The sequence below is a fragment of the Patescibacteria group bacterium genome (genome assembly GCA_041665585.1).
GTDB lineage: Bacteria > Patescibacteriota > Gracilibacteria > JAHISY01 > JAHISY01 > JAHISY01.
In genome coordinates, this window is the sequence record JBAYIN010000005.1 from 82,801 (window position 1) to 100,797 (window position 17,997).

The 17,997-nt window shown below is 45.6% G+C and carries 14 protein-coding genes and 1 tRNA gene; 5 read left to right on the forward strand and 10 right to left on the reverse strand.

All coding sequences use genetic code 11. The annotated features are described in order from the left end of the window. Positions 1–25 precede the first annotated feature (25 nt). Positions 26–802 (forward strand): translation elongation factor Ts, encoded by a 777-nt coding sequence (tsf, locus tag WCV72_04175; GenBank protein ID MFA6458552.1) that lies wholly within the window; start codon positions 26–28, stop codon positions 800–802. Positions 803–990: 188 nt separating this feature from the next. On the opposite strand, the gene WCV72_04180 is transcribed toward tsf, so the two are convergent. Together WCV72_04180 and WCV72_04185 are read right to left on the reverse strand one after the other, a co-directional pair. After that, the gene (locus WCV72_04180; protein ID MFA6458553.1) at positions 991–1,677 is read right to left on the reverse strand and encodes a type I 3-dehydroquinate dehydratase; all 687 of its coding nucleotides are present in this window, start codon (positions 1,675–1,677) and stop codon (positions 991–993) included. Continuing rightward, positions 1,671–2,876, reverse strand: a complete 1,206-nt coding sequence (locus WCV72_04185; protein ID MFA6458554.1) for a U32 family peptidase C-terminal domain-containing protein — start codon at positions 2,874–2,876, stop codon at positions 1,671–1,673. Before WCV72_04185 ends, WCV72_04180 begins: the two co-directional genes overlap by 7 nt. A gap of 101 nt (positions 2,877–2,977) precedes the next feature. On the opposite strand from WCV72_04185, the gene dusB reads away from it, so the two are divergent. The 3 genes from dusB (at position 2,978) to WCV72_04200 (ending at position 8,614) form a co-directional block, all read left to right on the forward strand. Further along, entirely contained in the window at positions 2,978–3,922 is a 945-nt protein-coding gene (gene dusB / locus WCV72_04190) for a tRNA dihydrouridine synthase DusB (GenBank protein ID MFA6458555.1), read from the forward strand. 420 nt (positions 3,923–4,342) lie between these two features. Continuing rightward, positions 4,343–7,105: a TaqI-like C-terminal specificity domain-containing protein gene (locus tag WCV72_04195; GenBank protein MFA6458556.1), complete on the forward strand. Its 2,763-nt coding sequence runs from the start codon at positions 4,343–4,345 to the stop codon at positions 7,103–7,105. 15 nt (positions 7,106–7,120) lie between these two features. Further along, entirely contained in the window at positions 7,121–8,614 is a 1,494-nt protein-coding gene (locus WCV72_04200) for a hypothetical protein (GenBank protein MFA6458557.1), read from the forward strand. 148 nt (positions 8,615–8,762) lie between these two features. Here the strand turns inward: WCV72_04200 and WCV72_04205 are convergent. The 6 genes from WCV72_04205 to WCV72_04230 all read right to left on the reverse strand — a co-directional run bounded on the left by WCV72_04205 (position 8,763) and on the right by WCV72_04230 (position 12,918). Continuing rightward, positions 8,763–8,837, reverse strand: a tRNA-Met gene (locus tag WCV72_04205). 19 nt (positions 8,838–8,856) lie between these two features. Then, a complete protein-coding gene (locus WCV72_04210; protein ID MFA6458558.1) occupies positions 8,857–9,669 on the reverse strand; it encodes a methylenetetrahydrofolate reductase in 813 nt (270 codons plus the stop codon). Positions 9,670–9,732: 63 nt separating this feature from the next. Further along, positions 9,733–10,818 carry a DNA-processing protein DprA gene (gene dprA / locus WCV72_04215; protein MFA6458559.1) on the reverse strand — a complete coding sequence of 362 codons (1,086 nt, stop codon included), beginning with the start codon at positions 10,816–10,818 and terminating at the stop codon, positions 9,733–9,735. A 22-nt stretch (positions 10,819–10,840) separates the two neighbouring features. Further along, on the reverse strand, positions 10,841–11,524 hold the full coding sequence (locus WCV72_04220) for a hypothetical protein (protein ID MFA6458560.1): 684 nt from the start codon (positions 11,522–11,524) through the stop codon (positions 10,841–10,843). Position 11,525: 1 nt separating this feature from the next. Further along, the gene (locus WCV72_04225) at positions 11,526–12,710 is read right to left on the reverse strand and encodes an argininosuccinate synthase (protein ID MFA6458561.1); all 1,185 of its coding nucleotides are present in this window, start codon (positions 12,708–12,710) and stop codon (positions 11,526–11,528) included. 10 nt (positions 12,711–12,720) lie between these two features. Further along, positions 12,721–12,918 (reverse strand): hypothetical protein, encoded by a 198-nt coding sequence (locus WCV72_04230; protein ID MFA6458562.1) that lies wholly within the window; start codon positions 12,916–12,918, stop codon positions 12,721–12,723. 125 nt (positions 12,919–13,043) lie between these two features. Here WCV72_04230 and WCV72_04235 point away from each other — a divergent pair, with 125 nt between their 5' ends. Next, positions 13,044–14,360, forward strand: coding sequence for a hypothetical protein (locus WCV72_04235; GenBank protein ID MFA6458563.1), 1,317 nt, complete (start codon positions 13,044–13,046; stop codon positions 14,358–14,360). 395 nt (positions 14,361–14,755) lie between these two features. Here WCV72_04235 and WCV72_04240 read toward each other — a convergent pair whose 3' ends face one another. Together WCV72_04240 and WCV72_04245 are read right to left on the reverse strand one after the other, a co-directional pair. Then, entirely contained in the window at positions 14,756–16,555 is a 1,800-nt protein-coding gene (locus WCV72_04240) for an S-layer homology domain-containing protein (protein ID MFA6458564.1), read from the reverse strand. Positions 16,556–16,569: 14 nt separating this feature from the next. Further along, positions 16,570–17,997 (reverse strand): hypothetical protein (locus WCV72_04245; protein ID MFA6458565.1); only part of this gene is annotated, 1,428 nt, incomplete at its 5' end.

Genomic DNA, 17,997 nt, shown 5'->3' on the forward strand with positions numbered 1-17,997 from the left:
TTTATTTTTTTAATTATTTTTCAAAATGGCTGAAATCACTGCCGCTCTCGTGAAAGAGCTCCGCGATGCGACTGGCATCGCCATGCTGAAATGCAAAAAAGCACTCGAGGAGTCAGATGGTGACCTCGAAAAAGCGCGCGATATTCTACGCAAAGCTGGCGAATCGGACGCGGCGAAACGCGCCGAGCGTTCGGTTTGTGAAGGTGTCGTCGCGATCAAAATTTCGGCTGACGAAAAGAAAGCGGTCGCGCTCCAACTTTTTTGCGAGACTGATTTCGTCGCGAAGAACTCCGAATTCATCGCGCTCGCTGATGCACTCGCGGCAGACGCGCTCGCTGGGGCAGATGTCGTGAATTCCGGTAAAGAGAAAATTACAGCCGCGATTCAGAAGAATGGCGAGAATATCAAAATCGGCGAAGTTCAAATCGTCGAGGCCGCGACGGTCGCAAGCTATCTCCATTCGAATAAAAAAATCGGTGTGCTAGTCGCCGGCTCAGGTAAGTCGGAGATCTTGAGCGACATCGCGATGCAAATCGCCGCGATGAATCCGAGTGTAATTTCGCCGGACGAAGTCGCGACCGAGGAGGTTGCCAAAGAAACTGAGATCCAAAAAGAAATTCTCGCGAAAGAAGGCAAACCGGCTGAGATGATTGAAAAGATTTTGGCGGGCAAGCTGCGTAAATTCCGCGAAGAAAAAAGCCTGCTAAAACAGTCTTTCGTGAAAGATTCGTCGAAAACCGTCGAGCAATTCTTGGCAGAAAATTCCGCGAAGGTAGAGAAATTTGTCCGACTCGCGGTTTAATTTTCGAAGGAATATCCCGAAGGAACATAAAGATAATAAAGAGCCTGAAAGAGCTGTAAGGATATTTTTTGGAACCCTAAATTGAAGTAGTAATTCCTTACTCCTTACTCCTTACTCCTTACTCCTTACTCCTTACTCCTTACTCCTTACTCCTTAGTTCTTAATTCTTAATTCTTAATTCTTAGTTCTTATTCAAAGACTTTCCACCAATCGCGCAGCTCTGCGGCGGTGAGTTGTCCTGCCGCCGTCGCGTGTTTTTTGTCGAGCGGCGCGAACATCCCGAGTCCGCCGATGAGCGGCGTAATCACGCGCGTCGGCTCACCCGGCTCACCCATCGCGATGGTGAGAAATTGTTTTTTGCGTTTCGCCAGCTCCCAGGAAATTTGGAAAATCGGCGAGCAGTCGTCGAACGATTTGGCGGTGCCGACTAGCTTAATCACATCAGCCTTCATTTTGGCGGCTTTTTCAGCCAATTTACGCAGCTGTTCGATCTTCGGCATTTTGGCGAAATCATGAAATGACAGAATTAATTTCGTCTTGCTGGAATTTTTCTGGAAATCACGCACGAGCGCGACCGGCGTGTCGAGCGCGAGATCGACGAAAGTCGCACCCGCCGCCGCGGCAAGCTTGAGCAATTCGACGCGCTTCTTATCACCAAGTCGCGATAGTCCGCCGTCTTTTCGTGTTTTCAAGTTGACGATGGTCGGCTTCTGCACCGCTGCCAGAATTTTCTGAATTTTGGATTCATCGAGCGCTTTGATTTTGTCGAGCCAAATCTCGATCAAATCAGCCGGGTCCTGCGCATCGAGAATTTGCCGCTCGAAATCAGCGACCGACACTGGTCGCAGTGGCACGATAATTTTCGGGTTCAGCATTTTCGCAAGAGGGTGAATTTTGGTAATTCCGCGGAAATCTCGAGCCAAACTTTCGAACGCTGACCACCGTGCGCCTCAGAGATTTCGGTCAGTTTTTCGTCGAAAATTTTTGTGATTTGGAATTTTTGAATCGCGCCACCCGGCGGCATTGCCTCAATTTTAGCACCTTTTTTGAAGTGATTTTTTGGCATCAGCAGAATTCTGCCCTGTAAACTTTTTTCCACCAAGCCAAGAAAATTTTGGGGATTTTCCGCCGCGGATCGTTCGAAATTTTGCAGATTTTGCAGCGTGCCGTCGAAAAATCCGAGCGTAAAATCGCGGTTGCCCGTCGTCCGAATTTCGCGCCACAAGCTCGGATCAAATTTCCGACCAGCGGTGCAATCATCGAGCGCCTGACGGTAGGCGCGTGTAATCGTCGCGAGATAACCGAGCGATTTATTGCGACCTTCAATTTTAAACGAGCAAATACCAAGCTTCGCGAGCTGCGGAATTTTTTCAATCAAAGCGAGATCGCGCGAATTCAAAATATAACTCCCCTGCGCATCTTCCTCGATGGGAAAAAATTCGCCCGGGCGTTTTTCCTCAACAAGCGAATACTGCCAACGGCACGGCTGCGCGCACTGCCCGCGATTCGCGTCGCGTCCGGCGAGAAAGTTGGAAAGTAGGCAGCGACCCGAGTAAGACATGCAAATCGCACCGTGCACGAAAACTTCGAATTCCATCTTCGGATTCGCCGCCACGATTTTTTTCGTCTCGGCGAAAGACAGCTCGCGCGCGAGAATCACGCGTGAAACGCCGAGTTTTCGCCACATCTGAACAGTGCGTGAATTAACTGAATTCGCCTGTACTGATAGATGTTTCGCGACTTTGGGAAAAAATTTTTGCAAAGTTGCGAGCACGCCGAGGTCGGAAAAAATGAAAGCATTCGGCGGCGTCGCTTGTAGTTTGGCGAGAAAATTTTCCAATTTTTTAAATTCGGAATCGCGCGGAAAGGTGTTGGTCGTGAGGTAAATTTTCTTTTTCGCCGCGCGGCAAATTTTGATGGCCTGCCGAATTTCGGAAATGCCAAATTTATTTTCGCCGACTCGCAACGAAAAATCCGGCGTGCCGAGATAGACCGCATCCGCTCCGAAAGCGAGCGCTGTGCGCAATTTTTCGAGATCGCCCGCAGGCGCGAGTAATTCAGTGGAATTGTTCAAAATGTTCTAATTGTTATAAGTGTTCTAGCTGTCGAACCAGCGCAGCCAGCAAACAATTCGAACGGAAAGTATTTTAAACTAAGTCGCGCTAAAATTTCGGAATGCTGAATTGGGAAAAATTTCCGCGTCCGATTCTCGCGCTCGCGCCGATGGCGGGTTACACCGACTCGGCTTTTCGGCAGCTCATTCGCAGTTTTTCGAAAAATGTAATTCTCTGGAGCGAATTCGTCTCGGCTGATGCGCTGAAATTCGATTCGCAGAGGTCGAAGCAAATGCTGTCTTTCGCGAAAAAAGAACAGCCTTTCGTCGCGCAGATTTTCGGGAAACGACCGGAGAGCTTCATCGAAGCCGCGAAATTCGTCGAGTCGATCGGCGCGGTCGGCGTCGATCTGAATTTCGGCTGCCCTGCGAAGAAAGTCGTGAATTCCGACCACGGCTCGGCGTTGCTCAAAAATCCGAAACTCGCGAGCGAAATAATTTCCGCAGTCGCGCACTCGGTCAAAATTCCGACGAGTGTGAAAATGCGCCTCGGTATCGCGGATGCTGCAAATTTGGAAAGCTTCGCCAAAATGGTCGAAGACTCTGGCGCGCAGCTGCTCACGATTCACGGCCGGACGGCAAAACAAATGTACCGCGGTGAAGCGGATTTCGCGCCAATTTATCGCGTAAAAAAAATTCTGAAAATTCCGGTGCTGGGAAATGGTGACATCGATTCGGCGGACAAATTTTTCGCGCAGCTCGGCAATCTCGATGGACTGATGATCGGTCGCGCCGCCGTCACGAATCCCTGGATTTTTCGGGAAATTGAGAATCGACTCGCCGGCAAAATCTCGCGCACGCCGAAAACTTTGGCAGGTAAAATTCCGACGATTTTGCGCCACGCCCAATTGATGATTCAAGAAAAAGGTGAGCAACGCGGCATGCTCGAGATGCGCAAATTCTCCGCGAATTATGTGCGCGGCGAACCCGGCGCGAAAATTTTGCGAGCCAAATTGGTGCGCGTCGAGAAACTCAGCGAGCTCGAAAAAATCCTCGCGAAAAGATAATTTAGGCTAAATATAAATTTGATTTTGGAGTCAAAATAATGTATAATATATGCGAACCGTTACTAAGAAATGCTCTTTGAAATTACGGAATCTTGAGGCGCAAGTGGTGATGATCTAAAAATAATCGATTATCGCCGATTGTGCCTTAAGCTTCACATAGTAGTAATAAGTCTGGTTATAAACTTTCCCAAAGGTTTATGGTCACTATTAACTCGCTCTAAACGGGCTTGGTGTTTAGAGAGAAGTAATAGACAGATTATAAGTTAAGGTAACTTAATTTATAGGAGATTAATACAGTAATGTTTTATTTTTTACTCTAAGCTCTCATCTGATACTGAAAATACTGTTTGAAACTTGAGGCTTTTTTATTGTGTAAAATTTTTCACAATTAAAAAGGCTAAAGCGGGTAAAATGAGCGAAATGCCAGCACCTCAAAAAACACGTCCTAAGTGTAGTCGAAAGATTCTCGAACTCGTCGCGCACTTTCGCGAAGCCAAAAATCACAAAATGGTGGAAACGGTTTTGCGCCAGCAGTTTCTCGACAAGTTTTTCGTGGAGCTGGGGTGGGATGTGACAAACAACGCGGGCAAAATCGGGCGCGAAATGGAAGTGGATCTCGAACAAAGTATCGAGACGCGCGAAGGTCGGACGGAGCACAAACGCGCGCCGGATTACTCTTTTCGCGTGGATGGGAAGACGAAATTTTTCGTCGAAGCGAAAAAGCCGTCGGTGGATATTCTGGGTGGCATTGGTCCGGCGTACCAAGTCCGGCGCTACGGCTGGTCGGCAAAGCTCGGGGTTTCGATTCTCACGGATTTTGAGGAGTTCGCGGTTTACGATTGTCGGGTGAAGCCGAAGGCAGGCGACAAAGCGAGTGTGGCGCGGCTTTTTTATTGTACTTTCGAAGAATACGCGGAACGGTGGGAGGAGATTGCGGGACTCTTTTCGCGGGAAGCCGTACACGCCGGCAAGCTGGACGCATTCATCGGCGCGGGGAAGAAAAAAGGCGTAGTGGCAGTGAACGATGATTTCCTACACACGATCGAAAGCTGGCGCGACGAACTCGCGCGACATCTCGCGGTGCGCAATCCGGAGCTTTCGCAGGACGAGCTGAATTTCGCGGTGACAAAAATAATCGACCGAATCATCTTCCTCCGCATCGCGGAAGATCGGAATATCGAAAATGAAGGCACACTCCAAAGAATTGCCGAGCGCGATGGTACTTACGCGGAGCTGAAAAAGCATTTCACCAAAGCGGACGAAAAGTACAACTCGGGACTTTTTCATTTCCGAGCGGAGCCGGGCGTAACCGAGGGAATCGATACGATCACGCCGAAATTACAAATCGACGACGGGATTTTGAAAAAAATCATCAACGAACTCTATTTCCCGCGGAGCGAATACGAATTCTCCGTGATGCCAGCGGACATCCTCGGGCAAGTGTACGAGCAATTCCTCGGCAAAGTGATCCGACTCACGGACGGTCACCGCGCGAAGGTGGAGGAAAAACCGGAGGTGCGCAAAGCGGGCGGAGTGTATTACACGCCGGAATACATCGTGGATTACATCGTACAGAATACGGTGGGAAAATTATGTGAAAGCAAAACGCCAAAGCAGATTGCGGAATTAAAAATCGTCGATCCTGCGTGCGGCTCGGGTTCTTTTCTCATCGGCGCGTATCAGTATTTGCTCGACTGGCATTTGGAGTACTACACGAAACATCTGAAAACTTATGCCGACAAATTGTATTCCGTGAAGGGTAAGAAATATCTGACAATCGCGGAGCGGAAAAGGATTTTGTTGAATAATATTTACGGGGTGGATATCGATGCGAACGCGGTGGAGGTGACGAAGTTGTCTCTACTTCTCAAAACTCTCGAGGGTGAGGTTCAGCCGTCGCTTTTCCACGAGCGGGTTTTGCCGGATCTCTCGCGCAATATCCAATGCGGCAACTCGCTAATTGGCACGGACTTTCACGTGGCGAGTTTGTTTGCAGAAGATGATGTGGGGCGGATGAAGGTGAATGCGTTTGATTGGGAGGCGGGATTTCCGGAGGTGTTTGCGCAAGGTGGCTTTGATGCGGTGATTGGGAATCCGCCGTATATCAGAGCGAGAGAATTACCAGTCGAACAAAAAATGTATTTCGAAGCTAATTATTCGACGGCAAAAAATCAGTACGACATTTACGCTGTTTTTATCGAAAAATCTTTGGGTTTAGTTAAACCAAACGGTTTAGTTTCTTTCATCACTCCAAATAAGTTTTTAGTAGCTCAATATGGTTTTGAATTAAGAAAGTTTATTTGTGAAAACTCTAAACTAATTGATTTTCAAGATCACTCGAAAAAAGATATCTTTGGTGGTGTGAGTGTTTATCCGATTGTTTTTGTTTTGCAGCAAGGACGAAGCGCAAAAAAATGCGGTGACAATTTTGATTTACTTCAAGTTTTTGGTTTTAAAAAAGAGGATATTGTGATTCAGCGAATGAAAAAAGCTGAATTAAGCCTTGGCGATGTTTGCACAATCAAAGAGGCGGTTCACACGGGTAATATTCGCGAAAAACTGATTTGCGATAACAAAAGAAATGCAAATTGTTTTAAGTTATTACGAGGTCAAGATTGCAATCGCTACACGATAAAATGGGCTGGCTTGTGGGTTGATTATTCGGTCACTCCGAATAAAAGTAAAAAGGAATATGCAAATTTAATCGACAAATCTCACTTTGAGGGAGAAAAATTATTTTTGCGCGAGATTGCGTTGAGACCATCTGCAGTCTTTGATGACGAGAATTATTTTTCGTTGAACAAGGCTTATGTTTTAAAGAAAAAATCTGATTGCGAGCTTCCGCTCAAATATATTCTCGGAGTGATTAATTCAAAAGCGGCTGAATATTTCTTTGAGAAAGAGTTTGGCGATATTCGCGTGAGCGGTGGCTATCTCCAATTTAAAAAACAATTTTCTTCTCAAATTCCAATTCCGACCTCTTCAAAATCCCAACACGATCGTGTTGTCGCTCTCGTGGAGCAGATGCTCGCGCTCCAGAAAAAACTTCCCGCTCTCACGCTCCCGCACGACCGCGAGTCGCTGTCTCGGCAGATTGCCGCGACGGATCGGCAGATTGATGAGCTGGTTTTTGAGTTGTATGGGTTGAGTGAGGAGGAACGGAAAGTGGTTTTAAATTCTTAAATTTATTTTTTAAATATGAGCAATTTAGATAAAACTTATTTTTCGGAGATTTTCAATGTCGATCATTCTATAGTGGAAAGTTATGGAGCGTTAGACATATCGCTTGTATGTGATAATCCGGCTTTTGTCGATCCGTTTCTTATTTTCGCAAATCCGGAATATAAAAATCTTCATGACTTTATTATTGAATATTTAAAATTTTTAAGGGATTTATCGCAAAAGAGTGACTCATTGGATTTAGAAGATGGTATTTTTAAACACTATTATAAATTTCCTGAGGTAAAAGAGGTTTGGCTAGGGTACTCTGCCATTGGTAATGCCGGCTTAGGTAATTCCAAAGTATTTGCAGATTCTTTGTATAGAAATTTAAATAAAATTTTTTCTAATTTCGGCAAAGAAAAAGAAGGAATAACAAAATCTCAACATCTCGAGAAGCTTTGTCTGATTGAAGAAGGCATAGGTGTTGACAAGATAAGTGATTTTACGATCAACTTGATAAAAGAGTTTTTTTTACGATACACAGAAAAATTTGCACAAAAACATATCGACAAAAGTCTTCTAAAAGAATTTGCAGTCCCCAAGGTATCATTTGATTTTGAAAATCAAATTTGGAAAGGAAGTAAATTCATTCTGCCTTACATTACAAGAAATGGAAAAGAACAATTCGTTCTTTTGGTGCCGAAAGACATAATTGCAAAGTATGATACTTGGATTTCAAGAAACGATTTTCTGAAAAACGATACGAGCATTTTCGCCTCTATTGAAAATGACGAAATTAGGGCAAAAATAAATAAATATTTTAATGATCAACTGAATATTAAAATTACTAAACATGGACAAGAAAAAGATTTTTCTAAAAAAAGCAGGAAGGGGGCTTTGCAAAAGACGATGCGAGAGTTCCCTGCGATTGTTGACTACTACATAAGATATAAAGAGTCAGAAGAAGACAAGGCATTAGAAAATAATTTGTTGGATGCCGAAAACGTCGATTTGTATTTAGATGTTGCGAACATCAAAAGAGAATTAAGAAAAAGGAAATTTGGGAAAATTACGGTTATTGATGACTGCATCCAGAGAATTTTATTTTTCAAACAAACACTGGAATCGAATAGTAATTCTTTATACCTTAAAGAGAAATCGTTACAAGAAAAGCAGTTGCAATTGATGTTTAAGAATGCAACTTACGGATCACTCTTTGATTATAATTCAGAAGTTAATAATGGAAGAGGTCCAATAGATTTTATTGTCTCGTTTGGGATAAATGAAAAAATTGGAATAGAGTTTAAATTAGCCTCTAATAGCAAACTAAAACAAAATTTATTAAACCAAGGGAAAGTTTATCAGGATGATTCTAATCTTAAACATGTAATAAAAGTTATTTTCTTTTTTTCAAATCAAGATTTAGAAGCGATACAAAAAGTGTTAAGTGTACTTAAAAAAAGTGTTGATAATCGTGAAATTTTTCTGATTGATTGTAGAAAAAAAGAATCTGCATCTAATCAAAAATGAACTCTTGCTTCCAAATTTAAATCTTCCACCCACCCCTTCCTCCTCTTCTCGCCGAGGCCCGGCTGACATCGTAATTTTCCGACGAAATATAACCCCGCGATTCATCATCGCCGGTCCATCCGATTGAAAAATTTTTATCGAGATTTTTTGGTTGCGGGGGTGGGAATTGAACCCACGACCTTCGGGTTATGAGCCCGACGAGCTACCACTGCTCCACCCCGCGACGAGGTCATGATTTTAAACTATCCCTTCAGAAAATCAAAAATCTGGTTGGCAGAATCTGTGCGACCGAGTGGCATGATGTGCACGCCGTCGAGACGGTCTTTTAATTTTGCCAAAAGTTCAATCGCTAGCTCTGCGCCACAATTTTCGTCGGCGGCTAATTGCGCCAAAACAGCTTGCGGAATCGTCACGCCGTGCACTTTGGAATTGAAATACTCGGCGACTTTCAAACTTTTGAGCGGCATGATGCCGAGCAAAATCGGAATCTGAATCCCCGCCTGCTTCACGCCATCGAGAAATTTTTCCGCGGTCGCGAAATCGAAAACCGGCTGTGTCTGCACGAAGTGCGCCCCCGCCGCTTCTTTCTCTTTCAAATATTCAATCTGACCATCCACATTTGGATTCGCGGCGACCGCTATTTTCAAAACAGTCGGTGATTTGATTGGCTTACCGAGAAATTCGCCGGAATTCAAATCGCGAATCAACTCAGTCAAACCAGGCGCCCGAATTTCGAAAACATTCTTCGCGCCGGCATCGCCTGAGAGCGCGAGAATTCCGTCAACTCCGAGATTCGCCGCACCCAAAATTTTTTGCGCCAAGCCAAGCTTGGTCGAATCACGACAAGTCAGATGTGCAATCGTCGGAATCCCCGTCGCCTCACGAATGCGAAAAGCCAAAACAATCGGATCAATCGTGAGTCGCCCGAGAATGCCGTCGGGGATATTGAGCGCATCGGCGCGTAAATTTTTCGCCTCAGCGACAATCGCCGAGACATCGCTCCCGGCGAGCGAACTCACTTCGACAGTGACGGGAAAATTACTTAAATTAAGCATTTCCTGAATTTTAGCAGAATTCAAATTTAATTTGTTCCATGTTCCATGCTGAATGTTCCATGTTCAGACGCGGACCCAATTCATCCCACCGAGATTTTTCGCGAGACCTTTCATCTCGAGTAGCGAGAGAATCGCCGAAGCCTCGCTCGCGGTCATCCCCGACTCGCGCGAAATCTCGTCGGCGTGGCGCGCCGTTTTTTGCAGAATTTTCAAGAGCACAGTTTCTTCCGCCGAATCAGCGATGATCTCGCGCATTTTGATTTTCTCGGGTAAGTCGCGCAATTCCAAAGTGTCGAGTACATCCGCCGCCGAAGTAATCGGCTGCGCCTCACCTCGCTGAATCAGCTGAATCGCGCCAACTGAATTCTCGGAAAAAATCGAGCCCGGCACAGCGAAAACTTCACGCCCAAATTCATTCGCCAGTGACGCAGTAATGAGACTCCCCGACTTTTCGCGACCTTCGGTGACGACGGTGCCGCGCGCCAGTCCTGCGATGATGCGATTACGCAGTGGGAAATTATAGGCATTCGGCGGCGTACCGATGGGAAATTCAGAAATAATCGCGCCACCTTTACGCAAAATTTCTTCGCCGAGATTTTTGTTGCGCGGTGGATAAATCGCCTCGATGCCATTGCCGAGCACCGCGACCGTCCGACCACCGACCTCGAGCGCCGCCGCGTGTGCCGTCGCATCCGCACCGAGCGCGAGTCCGGAAACGATTGAAATACCGGCGACTGCGAGATCGCGCGCAATTTCGTGCGTCGCCTGCCGACCGTAATTCGTGAGAATGCGTGAGCCGACGACCGCGATTGCGAAGTCATCGGCTGGAGTCGGGAATTCTCCGCGGACTAATAAAACTGGCGGCGGGTCAAAAATTTCACGCAACAATTTCGGATACTTCTCCGAAGTGATCGGCAAAACTTGCGCACCGACTTTTTGTAATTTGGCAAAAATTTCATCCGGATCAATTTTTTCTTTCTCGCTGAAAATCTCAGAAACTGCCTTAAATTCCAGCCCCGCCCTTTGCCAGTCGTGCCGCGAACCTTTCCAGATTCTTTCCGCGTCATTTTCGAAAAACTGCAAAAGCCGTCCGAAACGCAGCGGTGTGATTTTTTCAAGCGAATTCAGTGCGGCGAAGTGTTTCTCCACCACCTAATTTTAGCCGAAAAAATTATAAATTCTTGAAATTCGCAGGCAATTTTTGAATAATCATCCGTTTCCCTGTGAATTTTTTACTATATTTAATCCTCAGTTTTTCATTTTCTTGTTTTATGTTTTCAGCTATTTCTTTGGCTCTGTCTGATTTTTCATAATCAGCAATAATATCGAAAAGTGCTTCTGCTTCGCCACCAGCATTAATCTTGGCAAAAAGACTGCTGCGCATATGATCCAATTCTGAAAATTGCAAAATCAGCTTTGAATAAAAATGATTCATATCTTTTTCTGCAATCTCAAGTATTTTTGCTAAGTCGCCATTTGTAAGATCACTCTCCTTTTTTCTTTTCAGCTCGTGAGCAACATAACTGTCTCTAATATTACGAAGTTGCTCTATGAGTCTTGTTTCATCAGGATTATACTTTCTTTTTGTAATTTTATGGTCGATGCTTTTTATTGAACAAATAGAAACAACATCCGGGCTAGTGTCAAAAAATTTAGCCAACTGTAAAACGCAATAGTTGAAATGCGCTGCTACTGTTGACTTAAAAAATCTTTCAAGAGACTTAAAAACCTGGTCATTTTTAAGCTCCTTAGATTTAAGAACTTCATAAATATTGTAAGATGAAGATGCTGCGTTTAACATTCCCCTAAGTTGAAGAAGTATTTCTTCGGCATCTTTCAGATAAATTTTTTCCAAATTACAAGTTCTTGAAATTCGCGCGGATGAAACGCGTCGCTTTCTCCGGCTCGTAAATTCCGTCCGTCTCGAAAGTGACGATTTTCTCGTCATACAAAGTCTTCGCGGCTTCGCGCCCGAGAATCGTGACATTGCCTTTGTAAAGTCCGAGTTTCACTTTGCCTGTCACTTTCTGGCGCAATTTATCAACCTGCTTCGCGAGTGTCTGACGACGGCGCGAAAACCAAAAGCCGTTATAGACCAGCTCAGCGTATTCAGCGGAAATGCGATCACGCGCGTGCAGCTCATCTTTGGGAATCGTCAGACTCTCGACGGCGCGCAGCGCAATGAAGAGAATCGTCCCGCCCGGTGTCTCGTACACTCCGCGACTCTTCATGCCGATGAAGCGATTCTCGACGAGATCGACGCGACCGATGCCATTCTGTCCGCCGAGCTCATTTAATTTTTGGAAAATTGCGAGCGCGTCCATTTTCTTGCCATTCAATTTGGTCGGCACGCCTTGCGAAAATTCGAGCTCAATTTGAGTTGTTTTGTCCGGTGCTTTTTCGGGCGAGACAGTCAGCTCAAACATTTCTGCCGGCGGCACGCGATTCGGATTTTCGAGAATCCCCGCCTCGTAGGAAATGTGCAGCATGTTTTCATCCGAGCTCCACGGCTTCGATTTCGAAGCTTTGATTGGCAAATTATTTTTCTGCGCGTAAGCAATCATTTCTTGACGCCCACCGAGTATTTTGTAAAAGGCCTTTTCACGCCACGGAATGTAAGTCTGAAGCTTGGGATCGAGCGCGTGGTAGGTCAGCTCGAAACGCACTTGGTCGTTGCCTTTACCTGTCGCGCCGTGCGAGAGAAATTGCGCGCCTTCTTTTTGTGCGACGGCGACCTGCGCTTTCGCGATCAAAGGCCGAGCGACGGAAGTGCCGAGTAAATAGTAGTTTTCGTATTTTGCTGCTGCCCACTGTAAAGGCAGGATGAAGTCCCTGAGGAATTCTTTTTGTAAATTCTGCGCAACAAATTTCTTGATGCCTGTCTTCTTGGCGCGTTCGCGAATCACGGAAAGATCCTCGACTTTTTGACCAAGGTCCGCGAGAAAACCAATCACTTCGAAACCATTTTGGATTAAAAAATGGGCGATGACAGTCGTGTCCAGCCCGCCCGAATAAGCGAGCACGATCTTTTTGGAAGGCATTTTGGGAAAATTAAAAAAGTTGAAATTGGAGCAAGAGATAAAGCGAAATTAAAATCAGAAATCCGGATACAAGCATAAAAATCCAGGAAATTATTCTGACGCGCGGCGAAATGTAAGAATAATTGAAAGCGTGATTGACGGCGAAACCCGCAAAAACCAAAAACGCTGTAAGCAGCAAACCGTAGACTGTATAAATAAAAATTTGCACGGAATGATTTTAGCAAATCCCGCGAAGCTCAATTTTATTTAAACAAAATTCTGTTTTTCGGCAAGTCAGCCTGATTGAAAGAAAAGCCTAAAAATGCTAGAATTACCGGATTTAATAACACAAAAATGCAAATCAAAAAACCTGAACGCTTTCTCAAAATCGCGATTAGCGCGATTGGACTGGCAATCCTGGTCGGCGGCGTTTTCGCGAATGGAAAAAATTCCAGCCTAAGCCCGAAAATCGATGCGAATCTGGGATCCGCGAGCGCGACTAATTTTGATAATTATTCAATCACGACGAAAATCGGTGCCTGTGAACAAACCACTGCCGCGCAACCGAATGTAGATATTTTCGTCGAAGTAGAAAACCTCGACAAAGTCTTGAGCGGTACGAATGCGCTCGACCTGGAATTCATCGATCCGATTGCAGCAGCGGTCAAAGCCGGAAGAATCAGCTCAACAGCCATTATCCCCGGAGCAAAATATCAATTTGCCGTCGCCGACGGTCAGACGACTTTTTGGAAATGCGTACTGGAAAACCATCCGCTATTCACGGTCGTCCAAGATGCCGGTGACGCGACGAGCAGCTTCTTGGGCCGAACGAATATCTTTACAAACGAAGTCAAAAAATTCTCATATGTGATTAGCCAACAACAAGAAGTCAATCAATTTTTAAACTTCGTTGTCGCACCACACGGCGAAACAATTTTAGAAACAACTGTCCTCAATCCAGCCGGTGAAGTTTTCTTCAAAGTTTTTGAGCTTGAATATACTGACAGCAAAAATTACAACGAATTGCGCCAACTGCTCCGCAGTCGCGTCGGCGTGACGAATTTGCGACCGTCAGTCTTCGGACCTGATTCTTATTATTGGATGTGGGGCGAAAATGACAAAATGGCTGCGAGTGTTTTCATCGCTGGCAACAGAATCTTTGGTATGAGCTATCAAACGATTCACTTCAAATCGATTCGCCGCATGATTGACAGTTTCCAATCCAAAATTGCAGCAATCGAAAAACAAATTGCCTTCGTGAAAAATTTAGATCACACATTTGATAATTTGACGGTGGCTGAATTTACCAACATGACAGAGGCAGATTTTACTCATGATATTTGGCAGAAGTTACAAAGTTTTAATGCTGACGCAAGCAATCTAAGCGCGAATATTCTCGATGCGGCACCTGCAGGAGCGACCGAGATCGTCATCCAGACTAATGCAAATGCTGAACCTGTCGTGGTAAAAACCGAACCGATCACTCCTGCCGCCATCGAAAATTCAGAAGCGACTACGCCAACCGAAACTCCAGCGACAATCACAGAGACTCCAGAGAGCGCGCCGACAGATGAGATCCCAACCCCTACTCCTGCCATTACAGATTTCGAACCACTCCCGATTCCAACAGTGACCGAGAATGCGGACGAGCTGATCCCGGCAAGCCTGTAAATCCTGAATCTAGAAACTCAGAAAAATTGAAGTCCTAAAAATGTAGGGATTTTAAAGCTTAAATTTTAGAACAAGATTGAAGGCCGAATTTAAAATTTCAAAACATCCGAAATTTAAAATTTTAAATTTCAAGTCTTGTAATTTACGCAATAATTTTTATTAGAAACGCCCATCAGGGCGTTTCTACCGTAAGTCCTGGAATTTCTAGCGTTTTGGTTTTTTGCCTGGGTTTATCCGCGCCTGTTGTCAACCCACCGCTTTACATCGGCTGGATTTTAGAAAATCCAATAAATAACTGACTCAAAAAAAACCCTCCGAACTTAATGACCAATGACCCTCCAACCTAACGACTCAAAGACTCAATGACTCAATGACTTAACGACCAATTTCTGGGTTTAGAAGTGCGGGTCAAATACGCTGAGGAGATTCCCGAAAAGATTTTTGGGCGAAAGCTTTTCCCAGAAGGAAAGCTTGGCGGGAGACACGACAGCTGCGGTGGATTTTGCTTTTAGCTCAAGCAGTAGCGAAACGACCTTCGCTGCCTCAGCGCGATTCATGAACGCACCCGGACGGAATTTCCCGTCGGCAAATCCATTCACGATGCCGTTTACTTCCGCGAAATTTACAAAACGCGTGAACCATTGATTGTAGGCAACATCAGGAAATTTCGAAACACTGACTTTTTGCGGCAACTCTAGTCCGCTCGCGAGCAGCAGAATTTTGAGCGCTTCAGCGCGGTTCACTGGATCGCCCGGACGGAAAAGATTATTACCATCACCACTCACCACCCCTGCCGTTTTCGCCGCTGCCACGAAGGGCGTAAACCACTGGTTCTGAGCAACATCTGAGAATGACTCGGTCGTGGTCGCAGAGTCTGTCGGAATATCGAAAGCGGTCGCGGCGATTTTCACGATTTCCGCACGATTGATTTGCGCTCCCGGCAGGAAATTACCATCCGGATAACCTGAGATTATTTCAAGAGAAGCCAACTCGGCGACGAAGGGCGCGAACCATTCAGCCGAAGCCACATCAGCAAATTGCCCAGCCGCGCCATGCATAGTCTCGATTTCAGCGTAAATTTGAGCATCGGAATTAATCATGCCAATCTCTGTCGCGTCTGACTCAATCACCGCGAAAAGAGTGAGGTGATTAACTTCGACATTAAAAGTTTTTTTATCTGCCGAAAGCTTGCCGCCGTCACCGGCTAATTTGTATTTATTTTCATTTTTATCGTAATAAAAAACTTTCAGTTTTTCAGGATTAGCCACTTTGGAAATATCGATTGGAATCGAAATTTTGGCGAGCTTGTCGAAAAAAACATTTTGACCAGCTGTGTCAACAGTAATCGCCGCATATACCTTATTGCCAGAACTACCACTACTGAAACTATTCTGGACTTCTATTGCGGGAAGAGTTTTTGGTTTGATGATAACGCTGGAAAACACATTGCCATTTGCGGATGTGACTTTAGTGTCTTTAAAAATTTCAACCGTGAGCGCCATGTTTTTCGAATCGTAGAGCTTGAAGGTCTGAGTGACTTGTCCCGTCGTCGGCGCCAGCGTGACGCCGCCCGAAGCACCAAGCGTCCCACGAGCATTGACTACGCTTGCCGGTGCACCAGCTTCAGGTAAAGATAAAATTTCATCGGTAGGCTCGTTCTCTCCGCTTGAGCCATAAGGCAAATTAATTTCCATGAAACTATAAAATTTTGTACCGTTTAGTGAATCAGTAAGTGTCAACAAGCGATTATTATCTGAATAATAGTCACCAAGCTCCTCGTTGTTGACATAAATTTTGTAATACTTATTAGCCTCCGCGACATGTACCGCCAAGCTGACTTGGGTGGCAGCGGAAGACTCCAAAGTCCAGTCCTGAATATAGCCAGTGGAGTTAATCGAACTATCACGAAAAGTCAGTGTCGTCGTCGCACTGGTCGGAGCGACGCTGAGATACCGCGTGCTCGACGCGCCTAATTTGAAAGTACTGCCAGCTGGAATCTGAATAATCGCCGCATCATAATCAGCACTAAAAGTAAGCTCGTCAGCGCTGGATCCGCTCAGAATATAAATCGGACTCTCCGGGTCGAGCAGATCAAGCTGAACGGCGGCAGTAAAGCTCACCAGCGCAGCAAAAACATTTTGTAAAACAAAAGTGGCTGCAAATACGATAATTAGTGCTTTTCTGAGAAAGATCATTCTGAAGAATCAAATTAAGTAGGCGATGTGCAAATTCCATCGTCATCCCATGTGCAGCTAAGCGTGCCATTAAGTGTAGTACATTGCGTCCAGCCGTCACCATCAGTATCGCGAATCATTAGGCAGCCACCATTAAGCCCGCCAAGAGTAATCTGACCTATACCTAAACTATCATTAATGTGCAATTCTGAGGCTGGTGTTGTCGTACCAATTCCGACATTGCCAAGTGAATAATAAATTGAGGAATCTTCATTTTCCGTCCAAAGCGATTCACCGCCGCCAAGATCAGTAGCCGAGTCGAGAACCGTACCGTCAGGAAGTTTGAACCCGCCAGTTGTCGAGTAAATCGTGCCAGCGACTTCAAGTGGCTGGGTCGGCTCAGTCGTACCAATACCAACGGCGCCTTTGAGCGCAGTCGTCACAATCTCATCATTACCGAGCACGACTGTATTCGAGCCAATCCCAACTGCGGCATAACCAAAAACATTTTCATTCTCGACGCCATCGACAGAAGCTCGTGTTTCTGCGCCGATATAAACAGAATTGTTGGTAGTTTGATTCTCGCCCCAATCACTAGTGTTTGAACCAGCACCATACCCAAAAGCAGAATTGTATTCACCGATAGTGTTGTCATAAAGGGCATAAGCTCCCACAGCGACATTGTCACCACCTTCGGTATTATTTGGAAGAGCAGAGCTTCCGATAGCAACATTCTCGCTACCGTAAGTGTTAACATTAAGAGTTTCAAACCCTATAGCAGTGTTCTCGATTCCTTCATCATTCATCTTGAGCGCAAAGCTACCCATAGCCACATTCTTATCACCAGTCGTATTCGCAGTAAGTGACTCAAAGCCTATTCCAATGTTGTAGCTTGATTCCTGTGATTCCTCCGCCGTCGCACCCATCGTGAAATTTCCAGCATCCTCACCTATGAAAATGTTGTAGCCATCAGTCGTCACAGTGCCATTGTTGCCGTAATTAAAATCGTGAAAGAAAGGCACTCCGTCTTTATAAATAATGCCAGAACCGTAAATAGTGGGAGCACCGTCGATATGCGTGGTGTTGTCAAAGTAAATGTCAGAAATATCTCCCCCGCCCAAATCATCCGCCGAGTCGAGAATCGTGCCGTCAGGTAATTTGAAACCGCCCGTGGTGGAATAGACCGTACCGGCGACTTGAAGCTTGGTAGTCGGACTCGTCGTCCCAATTCCCACGCGGCTATTCGCCGAATCGAGATAAAGTAAATTAGTATCAATCGCAAGATTCGTGCCGCTCGTGGTGAGCGTGCCGCGAACCGTCAAATCATTCGTCACCATGTTGCGACCAATCGTCGTGACCGCCGCAGTCGGATCGGTCGCTTCTTCAGCGACCTGCGCCGCCGCTTCAGCGTCGGTCTGGACGAAGGTACTCGGATCGAGATCGAGCGGATAAGTCAGACCGTC